This is a genomic window from Xanthobacter sp. BG11Y11_SDJG (genome assembly GCF_057364445.1).
The window spans coordinates 1-1233 of record NZ_JBNFNU010000692.1; the positions used below are offsets into that span (position 1 = coordinate 1).

At 73.0% G+C, this 1233-nt stretch carries 1 protein-coding gene; it reads left to right on the forward strand.

The features are described 5' to 3' along the window. The first annotated feature begins 154 nt into the window (after nt 1–154). The gene (gene ftsY, locus AC2W7M_RS25810) at nt 155–1090 is read left to right on the forward strand and encodes a signal recognition particle-docking protein FtsY (RefSeq protein ID WP_486135984.1); all 936 of its coding nucleotides are present in this window, start codon (nt 155–157) and stop codon (nt 1088–1090) included. Nucleotides 1091–1233: the final 143 nt, after the last annotated feature.

The window sequence follows — 1233 nt, forward strand, 5'->3', positions numbered from 1 at the left end:
TGGGTGGGAGGCGGGGCGGGGCGCGGTGCATACGGAGCATTCACGCCGGTGCGCCTGGCGCGGGACCTGCCGCGCCGGCAGCCTCCACGCGCTGCGCGTCGCCGGCCACGACGGCGCGCGCCTGATCGCCGCCTGATCCATTTAAGGAAGACCGATGAGCGGAGAGGAAAAGACCGGCGGATTCTGGAGCCGCCTCGCCAAGGGCCTGACCCGCACCGCCTCCTCGCTGAGCCAGGGCATCGGCGACCTCGTCACCAAGCGCAAGCTCGACGCCGCGACGCTGGAGGACCTGGAGGACATCCTCATCCGCGCCGACCTCGGCACCAAGACCGCCGCGCGCATCGTCGAGAGCGTGGGCGCGGGGCGCCACGACAAGGAGATTTCGGCCGAGGAGGTGAAGGGGCTGATCGCCCGCGAGGTGGAGGCCATCCTTGCCCCGGTGGCGGTGCCGCTGGTGATGGAAGGCGCTCACAAGCCCTTCATCGTGCTGATGGTGGGGGTGAACGGCTCGGGCAAGACCACCACCATCGGCAAGCTCGCCTCCCAGTGGCGCGCCGAGGGCCGGAAGGTGCTGCTGGCCGCCAGCGACACGTTCCGCGCCGCCGCCATCGAGCAGTTGAAGGTCTGGGGTTCGCGCACCGGGGCGCAGGTGATCGCCCGCGAGCCCGGCGCGGATGCCGCCGGCGTCGCCCACGACGCCATCACCGCCGCGCGCGAGAGCGGCGCCGACGTGCTCCTGATCGACACCGCCGGCCGGCTCCAGAACCGCGCCGAGCTGATGGCGGAGCTGGAGAAGGTGGTGCGCGTCATCAAGAAGCTGGAGCCCACGGCGCCGCACGCCGTGCTGCTGGTGCTCGACGCCACGGTGGGCCAGAACGCGCTCTCCCAGGTGGAGGCATTCGCGCGGGTGGCGGGCGTCACCGGCCTCGTCATGACCAAGCTCGACGGCACCGCGCGCGGCGGCATCCTGGTGGCGATCGCGGCGAAGCACGCTTTGCCCATCCACCTGATCGGCGTGGGGGAGGGGGCGGACGACCTCCAGCCCTTCGCCGCGCGCGACTTCGCCCGCGCCATCGCCGGTCTCGACTGACCTCAGCGCGCCGGGCGGGCGAACAGGTCCACGTGTCCGATGCGGCAGGAGGCGGCCTGCCGGCGCGCCGCTTCCCATGCGACGAGATCGTCCGGCGCAACGCCGCCCTGTTCGCGCGCCGCGCCCGCCGTGCCCGCGGCGAG

Bases quoted from the DNA above. Each gene is read 5' to 3' on its own strand.
- ftsY (WP_486135984.1), top strand. From the start codon at position 155: ATGAGCGGAGAGGAAAAGACCGGCGGATTCTGGAGCCGCCTCGCCAAG.